The 8,861-nt window shown below is 43.3% G+C and carries 8 protein-coding genes; all 8 read right to left on the bottom strand.

What is annotated here, in order from left to right; all coding sequences use genetic code 11:
- Positions 1-255 precede the first annotated feature (255 nt).
- A complete protein-coding gene (locus E1163_RS12275) occupies positions 256-1,323 on the bottom strand; it encodes a protein-glutamate methylesterase/protein-glutamine glutaminase (protein ID WP_155172073.1) in 1,068 nt (355 codons plus the stop codon).
- A gap of 6 nt (positions 1,324-1,329) precedes the next feature.
- Entirely contained in the window at positions 1,330-1,791 is a 462-nt protein-coding gene (locus E1163_RS12270) for a chemotaxis protein CheD (RefSeq protein ID WP_155172071.1), read from the bottom strand.
- Positions 1,785-2,657: a CheR family methyltransferase gene (locus tag E1163_RS12265; RefSeq protein WP_221417991.1), complete on the bottom strand. Its 873-nt coding sequence runs from the start codon at positions 2,655-2,657 to the stop codon at positions 1,785-1,787. Before E1163_RS12265 ends, E1163_RS12270 begins: the two co-directional genes overlap by 7 nt.
- A 67-nt stretch (positions 2,658-2,724) precedes the next feature.
- Entirely contained in the window at positions 2,725-4,455 is a 1,731-nt protein-coding gene (locus E1163_RS12260) for a methyl-accepting chemotaxis protein (RefSeq protein ID WP_155172067.1), read from the bottom strand.
- 9 nt (positions 4,456-4,464) lie between these two features.
- The gene (locus E1163_RS12255; RefSeq protein WP_185156066.1) at positions 4,465-5,757 is read right to left on the bottom strand and encodes an alginate export family protein; all 1,293 of its coding nucleotides are present in this window, start codon (positions 5,755-5,757) and stop codon (positions 4,465-4,467) included.
- 10 nt (positions 5,758-5,767) lie between these two features.
- Positions 5,768-6,286: a chemotaxis protein CheW gene (locus tag E1163_RS12250; RefSeq protein ID WP_155172063.1), complete on the bottom strand. Its 519-nt coding sequence runs from the start codon at positions 6,284-6,286 to the stop codon at positions 5,768-5,770.
- Entirely contained in the window at positions 6,283-8,304 is a 2,022-nt protein-coding gene (locus E1163_RS12245; RefSeq protein ID WP_155172061.1) for a chemotaxis protein CheA, read from the bottom strand. Before E1163_RS12245 ends, E1163_RS12250 begins: the two co-directional genes overlap by 4 nt.
- Positions 8,291-8,683 (bottom strand): response regulator, encoded by a 393-nt coding sequence (locus E1163_RS12240; protein WP_155172059.1) that lies wholly within the window; start codon positions 8,681-8,683, stop codon positions 8,291-8,293. The genes E1163_RS12245 and E1163_RS12240 overlap by 14 nt, the downstream gene beginning before the upstream one ends.
- Positions 8,684-8,861: the final 178 nt, after the last annotated feature.

Here is an 8,861-nt window from a genome sequence, read left to right as displayed (position 1 = left end):
GCTACGATCCGGGAGATTCCAGATATTTTCATCATTTTCCTACATAAAACACACTCATGCACGAAAATTCTGGAATGACAGTTTCTGGGCGCAGTTCAGGCCATTTTGAGTGTGACATCATACGTTAAAATCAACCAAACAACTAGCAAAGTCAAAAACTCCATCTCCGGGTCGGAGAGGGTATTCCGGCCAAGGCTAACCTACAGCCCGTTACCGGGTGAGGTCATACACGCGGGCAAAGCAATAGAACAAAGCTTACTGCATGGTTTGCTGACAGATAATCGAGGGTATATCTTGTAAAGGCTCTATGGCAAGGGCTGCTTCCAGTTTTATAGCCTCTTTGGGCATGCCAAACACTACAGATGTTTCCTGGTTTTGGGCTACCGTATAGGCACCTGCTTCTTTGAGCTTCAGCAGGCCTTTTGCGCCATCTTTGCCCATGCCGGTAAGCAGTACGCCTACGCAGTTTTTGCCCAGGTATTGCACTGCTGAGTCGAACAGCACATCTACACTGGGGCGGTGTCTGTTGACCCGTTCCCCTTCCTTCACCTCAACGTAGTACCTTGCCCCGCTTCTTCTGATTACGGTATGGTAGTTACCCGGTGCTATCAAAGCCTGGCCTCTGATGAGGGAGTCACCGTTAGAAGCCTCCTTCACGGTGATATTGCAAAGTTGGTTGAGCCGGTCGGCAAATGCCTTGGTATAAGCTTCGGGCATGTGTTGTACGATTACAATGGCAGGGGAGTCGTGCGGAAGCGCCGTCAATATTTCTTTTATGGCCTCTGTTCCACCGGTTGAGGCGCCTATTACCACCACCTTCTCAGTGGTTTTTATCATACTTTTTGAAGAAACCGGAACCTTGACTTCCTGTACAGGTGCCTTTTTAGTGGTGTGGAGCTTTTTAAGTTTGGTGTTTTTTACAACAGCCGCCGCCTTTACCAAGTCCAGCAAATGATTTCGAAGGCGGTCGTCATGGTTGCGGAGGGCCGTCATGGTAGGTTTTTTGATTACATCCAGTGCCCCAAATTCCAGCGCTTTCAGGGCTGTCTGGCTGCCCCTTTCCGTTAGGCTCGATAAAATAATCACCGGCATCGGTTTCTGCGACATGATTGTTTTCAGAAAAGTAAGGCCGTCCATCCGGGGCATCTCTATATCCAGCGTGATGACATCAGGCAACTGTTCTTTGATTTTTTTAGCCGCAAAATAAGGGTCGCCTACAGCAGCCATCACTTCTATATCGGGGTCTGAATTCAAAATGTCCGTCAGAAGCTTTCTGATCAACGCTGAATCATCTACTATGAGAACACTTATCGGCTTTTTCAAATTTTCTCAATTCAAATAGTTAATTATTATCTCATTAGTTGATACCGAAAACCTGATTTTTCTACCATACTTTCCACCTACATTTTGCTCAGGTATTTTAATGCCCTGTTCATGAAGCACCTCTTGTGCTATCATGGTATTTTGATAGCCTATTTTGAATACTGAGGTGCTGCTACAGGCCCCGCCAAAAATCCCGGCTACCATACGGTCGCGAACAGCGCCATTATTGACCATTCTCTCGACCAATGCTTTGATGGCGCAATTTCCATATTTAAACGGATTCTGGTCGCGTCCGTTCCAGAAGGGCAGCATGTAATGGTTCATGCCACCTAATTTTAGCACCGGATCGAAAAGGCTGACGGAAATGCAGCTTCCAAGAACTGTGGTTATATAAATAGGGTTTCTCGTCACAATCAATTCTCCCGGTTTCAGGAAATAGTCCGTGTTCATCCAGGCAGATACTAGCATATCGACATTTTTTGATATCCCGTATGTACCCTGGGTTTGAGCGGTAAGTCTATGCCCATTAACGACTCCGAATGCCCTAAAAACAAATATCCTCCTACCCGCAAACACCTGGCTAGATTTCTTATAACCCGCTCCTGGGTGGGTTTGTCAAAATAGATCAATACATTTCTGCAAAATATCACATCAAATGTTTCTGGCGCAGGGTACCTGTCCTGGATAAGGTTAAAACGTTTAAACAGCGTTTTGTCCCTTATTTTTTTTATCACCCTTACTTTCCCCTCTTTTCTGTCTATACTTTTCAGCAGGTATTTCTTTTTCAAATCCAGGGGCAATCCCTCTACTTGTTTTTCACTGTAAATGGCATTATTGCCCACCTGTAAGGCATCCGTTGATATATCCGTACCTAAAATAGAATAGCTTATATGCTGGCCATTTTTTGCCAAAAACTCCTCTAAAGTAATGGCTATACTGTAGATCTCTTCACCCGTGGAGGAGGCGGCGCTCCAGATTTGGAATTTGTCTTTAGCCGAGGGCCTGGCATGAGGCAATACCTCTTTTTGTAAGAATGAAAAATGGAGGGACTCCCGGAAAAAATGGGTTTTGTTAGTCGATACAAGGTTGATCATATTGACCACTTCCTCGCTTTCGGTGCCACTACAGATATTATCAATGTATTTTTGGAAAGAAGTGGTGCCCAGCTTGCGTAAATGCTTTTGTAACCTGCTTTCCAATAAGGTCTTTTTAGTGATGGGCAGGTTTATTCCATAGTTGTCATAGATGAATTTACTCAGCTTATAAAATTCCTTATCGCTGAGTTCTATGGGGTTGCCCAATTTAATAAATCCTTGCATTGTCTGTGATCCCATACTAAATACCTGATGATCCTGCTGGTGCTAACTAAGGGCAGGCCGGCAGGATCTCCTGAACATAACACTAATATTTCTCAAAACCACTATCGAGGTCGTCTTTAGGGTCTTTAAGGATCAGCTCAAAACCTTTGGATTTTTCCTGGCCTTTCCCGTTTGTCTTGCCGTATTCTTTTTTGGCCTGCTTTATAGTAGGCTTATCGGCTTTTACCCGGGCAGAAGCTCCGTTTGATGGACTGACCGGTTCATCCATCTCATCACCTTCTATTTTGAAGAATGAAATAGCTTTTCTCAGTGTATCTGACTGGTTATTTAGCTCTTCCGAATTGGAAGCCAGCTCTTCTGCACTGGCAGCATTTTGCTGAACAACAGAGTTAAGCTGTTGAATAGCTTCATTGATCTGGTTGGCCCCATCATTCTGCTCCAGACTGGCAGCACTGATCTCGGCTACCAGGTTGCTGGTTTTTTCAATTTCCGGCACCAGTTTGCTCAACATATCACCGGCCGTACGGGCCACTTTTTCACTGCTGTTGGAAATATCATCTATTTCTTTGGCGGCATTTTGACTGCGCTCAGCCAGCTTTCTGATCTCGGCAGCTACTACGGCGAAACCTTTTCCGTGCTCCCCGGCGCGGGCGGCTTCTACGGCAGCGTTAAGGGCAAGCAAATTGGTTTGTCTGGCTATTTCTCCTATTATCGAGTTTTTTCTAACAATGGTATTCATCGAGTCCACGGTTTCCAGTACGGCCTCGTTAGACTTTTTCACCTGATTGTTTGAGCTCAGTGCTATTTGCTCCGTTTCTTTGGCATTATCAGTATTCTGCATAATGTTGGAAGTCATCTGCTCCATAGACGCTGAAACTTCTTCAACCGAACTTGCCTGCAACGAAGCACCTTGAGAGAGCTGTCCGGCAGATTCGCTCAGTTCTACACTGGCTTTATTGATATACTCAGCCCCTGCCATTACAGTTTTTATTACATTGCGTTGGCTCTTTAGCATATCGTCCATCTTATGCAGTAAAAATCCGATCTGGTCTTTTCTGTTATATCTTTCCTTTTCAATCTTTATTCTCAAGTCACCGGCTGCAATTTTATCCACAATGTCCATAGCCTCATTCAGTGGCCTGGAAATACTGCTTTTGAGGTAGAACCCGCCCGCAATAATGAAAAGCATCACCAGCAAGACCACGATCATGGAGTTTCTGAAAATACCCTCGCTTAGCCTCATGCCTGCCTGGTAGGCCTCTTCAGAAGAAGTGAGGCTTAAATCAGTATACTTGTCCATAGCTGATCTCATGGGTTCGAAGGCTGCCATATATGGGCCATAATATACCTCATTGGCTTGCTCAAAATCTTCCTTTTTGAGCAATGAAGTTATCTGGTTGCTCAGTACGGTTAATTCGTCATACTTTTCCCTGAACTGCGCATCGTAAGTATCATAGGCATCGTACTTTTCCAATTTTGTAAAAGCTGAGATTTCGAAAAAATTAGAATATCGCTCATGCACCTGCTCCAGGTTGATTTTTATATCTTCCACTGCCGTGCTAAACTCACCTTCATTGGCTTGCACGTTTTCAGATAATGCGTGAGATATGGCTATGCTTGACTGGTACGCGTCCCTGTCTGCCTCAATGAGGTAGTCGATACTCAATAAGTTGTCTTTATAGATTTTCTCTATTTCAGCTTTCAACTTTTGGGTTTGCAATGAGTTATAGATGGCACCCGAAACCGAAATAAGTAATACGAAGGCGAAAATTCCGATTATACGCTGGTTCGTTGTGAATTTTGTCTTTTTCATGGTCGTGTATTATTGATCTTTTTTGTCTGATGAGAATAATTGTGGTTTAGCGATCAACATGACTGCAATCCACTGTTGGTACCGCTCATGGTCACCCCCTTTGATAAGCTCCATGGAGGAAGTTGCAAACATGGTGGCATAGGTGACTCTTGTGCTTAAGTAATCATTTATTTTATGCTTGAACTGGAGGTCAATTTCATTGCCCAGTTGATTGTCCGCAGCATCTAAAGTTTCAGGGTCCATGTAGTTACCACCAAATGCAAAATTGTGATATGAAATCTCCAGCTCTGATTTGTTGCTAAATTTGTAAAAGAGGCTCGCAAATGTATTTCTTACCCCGCCGCCATTGGTATTGCTTTCTATGTTCAGAAAGTAGTCCATGTAGCCATAGTAGCGATGGCCGTCTCCAAATAATTTATTGAATGACCTGTTGGTACCATCAGGGTCTACCTGATCATTGCCACTAAAGAAGTTTATACCTGCAACAGCTTTTAGCTTTTTATTTATGTTGTAAGTAGGGATTACTGAGTACATGTAAGCCCGCTGCTTTAGCCCTGATGTATGCTCACCATATTGGTAGTAAAAAGAGGCTTGTACGCCAAAAGCAGATTTTTTATTGCCCCCTTTCAGGTAAACTCCTGAGGTATAGCGGGGATACACTTTTTTGAAATCGTCGGGGTCTTCATTGCCATCTACGGATGTCAATATAGAAGCGGAAAGGTTGCTGCTAATCTGCCTGTTGGCCCATAATACAGCCAGGTATTTGTAATAATTCACATCGTAGGCACTTTCCTCGTACTTATTGCCATCGTTGTTATACCCGCCGGCAAGCTTGATGTCCCAGTCAGACTTGTTAAACTCGAGCATGGCCAGGTCGTGGGAAACAGCAATATCATTCCAGTTTCTCATACCGAAAATACGGCCATCGTCCAATACCAGGTGCTGTCTTCCAACTTTTACGGCAAAGCCTTCCTTGTCTTCACTGAGGTAATACTTTACCCAGCCTTCGGCCAGGTTGATATTCGGTACATTGGCCCTTTCATCATCGGCACCCCAAATCCTTGCGTTTTGAATTGCAATATTAATTTCGAACCTGTCGTCTTTGTAGTTAGTGATCAGGCGGGTCCTTTGGGATGAAACGAACGTTGGCTCACGGGTATCATCCAGTAATATTCGCGAGCCATCGCGGTACTCTGATCTGGCCCTGAAATTGGCACTTACATTAAACTGTGCCTGGGCGCAATCTATCGCTAAAATGAATGCGATGGATAGGAATAATATTTTGTATGTATTTCTATTCATATCAAACGGTTTATTTCGTCTTAGATGCTTTGGTCTTCTTCTCATTTGTATCTTTCATTAACTTCACTTCTTCCACCGAAAAAGTCTTGTCTATATCCAGTACTACTATAAAGTCCTCATTCTCCTTAATGATGCCCTTCACAAATTCCAGGTTATAGTTGGCCTCTATACTTGGCGAAGCATGGATCTGGCCTTCTTCTTTTTCCAGTACCTCAAGTACCTGGGATACCATGGCGCCAAAGCGAATCGTTTTTTCCTTTAGCAGCAGGTCTATGACTATGATGCATGTATTCAGGTCGGGTTCTATTTCCGGTAGTCCGAATTTCACACAGGTATCTATCAGTGGCAGTACCTGTCCGCGAAGATTGATCACCCCTTTCATGTGAGCAGGTGCTTTGGGGATAGAGGTGATCTTTGGTACTTCTATTATTTCTATAACCTTTTCTACCTCAAGGGCAAAGGTTTTATCAGCCAGCTTAAAACTCAGAAAGGATTTAAGTGCTGTGGTAGTGTCTGTTTCAGGATTCATGCTAGTTTAGTTTTTTGTTCCACAAGTTTGTCTGCATCAAGTACAAGTGCCACAGACCCATCGCCGAGAATGGTAGCCCCGGAGACAAACTCCTGGTGTTTATAATATTCACTTACAGACTTCAATACCGCCTGGTATTCGCCGATGATCTCATCCGTGATAATCGCCAGCTCCATCTTTCTGCATTTCACTACTATGGCATTGCAGTATTCGGGCACCGGCGTTTTTTCTAAAGAGAACTCCGACCTCAGGTCAATGAATGGTATTTGTTTATCATCAAGCACCAGCAGATTATTAAAATCATCGGTCAGGGAGTCGTACCTGAGCTCATAGCACTTATGCACCACTTGCAATGGCAGCACAAAGTGGGAATGATCCGCTTTAACCAGCAGGGCATCGATGATGGAAAGGGTTAGAGGTACTTTAATAGTAAATTTGGTGCCTTTTCCAGCCTCTGAGCTGATACTTATTTCACCATGTATGTCCTCAATATTTTTCTTGACCACATCCATACCCACTCCTCTGCCGGAAACGTTGGTTACATTTTTGGCAGTAGAAAAGCCGGGCTGAAATATCAGTTCATATATATCAGAAGTTGATAGTTTATCATTTTCATTGATCAGGCCCAGTTCCAGAGCTTTGTTTTGAATGCTTTGGGTATTTAATCCCCGGCCATCATCGCTGATCTCAATATGTACATAAGCTCCTGAGTAGTACGCATCCAATGATATGGTTCCAATAGCTGGTTTACCTTTCTTGCTGCGCTCTTCCGGTGATTCGATGCCGTGATCAATACAATTTCTTAAAATATGCATGATAGGGTCGGACAAAGTGTCTATGTAGATCTTATCCAACTCGGTATTTTCACCGGTTACTTTAAAATTCACCTCTTTATTGATAGAGATGGCACAGTCCCTTACCAGCCTTCTGAATTTTCCCATAAGCCGGTCGATAGGTACCAGTGTCATCTCAAAGGCAATATCCCTGAGTTGCCTGATGTGTCTTTCTATATTTTCCACCAGCCCTTCGAACTGAGGGTCAGGGTCAGTAGAGACCATCATTTTAAGACCTGCCTGATCAGTTACCAACTCACTGACCAGATTCATCAGCACATCTATCTTTGATGTAGAAACCCTGATGCTGCTTGATTTACTATCCTTGCCGGGGGCATCTGAGTCCTCACTATCAGCAACCATAGTCTCCTTTAAAGAGCCTACATAATCCGTTAATTCAGAGAGTTTTTGCTCAGTAGGGGTTTTGTCGAGCACTTTTAAAAGCTCTTCGAACCCCAACTCATTGAAAAGGTTGAAGTTCGCAATTTTATGTACAGCAAGCTCGACTTCATCTTCTATGAACATAAACTGCGCTTCCAGGTCTTCCCTCGTGGCCTGAGAAGCTACATACAAGTCCCACCTTTCTATAGTGCTGCCATCAGTTTTATAAGCCGGTACCAACTTATGATTGCCCATTTCCTGAATGTCTTCCAATATCCCGAATACAGGATGTCCCGAACCACTCTCTATATCAATCAGAGGTTGAATAGTCAGATAATAGGTACTGATATTTTCCTCATCTTCCTGCTCAATGAATGCCTCCAAAAGTGCAGTTTCTTTACTTTGATCGCTTTTCTTGATCGCATCCGATATTTTGGAAGAAAGGGCTTTTATTTCTTTGACCAACTGGTTGTTTTTAAGCTGGGTTTGAGAGTCCTTCAATTCAGGATCATTCATCAGCTTTTTGAGGTGGTCAAGGTACTTCAATAACTTATCAGCAATACGTGGTTCATCTGTCAGGAGCCCATGACGTATACCATCCAATACAGATTCGATCATATGGGCAAAATCACCCAAGTTCGTTAAGGCGAAAATATGGGCGCCACCTTTAAAGGTATGTAGAGCGCGAAAAGCTTCCTCTATATAGCCAATATCTGCATGCGATTCATACGAGAGAAGGGCTTGCTCAGCTATCTCTAGCTGCTCGTTACCCTCTTCCCTGAACATTTGATCATACTGAGCCATTCTTCTTGCTTTTCTCTATGGTGTAATTCAGGAGGTTAATGAAGTTGTCGATTTTGTAAGGTTTTTCGACCCAGGCGTCGAGGCCTGCTTTCTTGGCCATCATTTTTTTATCGTTGGCCTTCTCAGAAGTGAGTAATACTACGGGATGATGCTTTAGCTCATCATCACCTTTTACTGCCTGTAATAATTGAAACCCATTCATTACCGGCATGTTGTAGTCTGATAGTACGAGGTCGATGGTGGTTTCAGAGCTTTTTAGCGTGTCGAGCGCATCTTTGCCATCTGAAGCTTCTACTGTATTAAACCCATGGCGTTTTAATGTGTCGACAATGACCTTGCGGATGCTGGCAAAGTCATCTACTACTAATACTGTTCTCATGTTGTAGTTTTATAGTTGGAATTAGCGTATAGTCTTTGTAGCCACAACAATAGGAATACCATATAGGTAAGTTTTTGACATTCAGTTTGTTAAGGTTTAAATTCAATTAAGGATCGTCCCATTTTGGGATAAATTCTCTTATAATTAATAAAGCTTAAAGAATTAAAAAGGGTAGAGG

Source organism: Fulvivirga kasyanovii, assembly GCF_009711405.1.
GTDB classification, from domain to species: domain Bacteria; phylum Bacteroidota; class Bacteroidia; order Cytophagales; family Cyclobacteriaceae; genus Fulvivirga; species Fulvivirga kasyanovii.
This window is presented reverse-complemented; position numbering and strand designations above follow the sequence as displayed.

Bases quoted from the DNA above. Each gene is read 5' to 3' on its own strand.
- E1163_RS12240 (WP_155172059.1), bottom strand. From the start codon at position 8,683: ATGAGAACAGTATTAGTAGTAGATGACTTTGCCAGCATCCGCAAGGTC.
- E1163_RS12245 (WP_155172061.1), bottom strand. From the start codon at position 8,304: ATGGCTCAGTATGATCAAATGTTCAGGGAAGAGGGTAACGAGCAGCTA.
- E1163_RS12255 (WP_185156066.1), bottom strand. From the start codon at position 5,757: ATGAATAGAAATACATACAAAATATTATTCCTATCCATCGCATTCATT.
- E1163_RS12265 (WP_221417991.1), bottom strand. From the start codon at position 2,657: ATGGGATCACAGACAATGCAAGGATTTATTAAATTGGGCAACCCCATA.
- E1163_RS12250 (WP_155172063.1), bottom strand. From the start codon at position 6,286: ATGAATCCTGAAACAGACACTACCACAGCACTTAAATCCTTTCTGAGT.
- E1163_RS12270 (WP_155172071.1), bottom strand. From the start codon at position 1,791: ATGCTAGTATCTGCCTGGATGAACACGGACTATTTCCTGAAACCGGGA.
- E1163_RS12260 (WP_155172067.1), bottom strand. From the start codon at position 4,455: ATGAAAAAGACAAAATTCACAACGAACCAGCGTATAATCGGAATTTTC.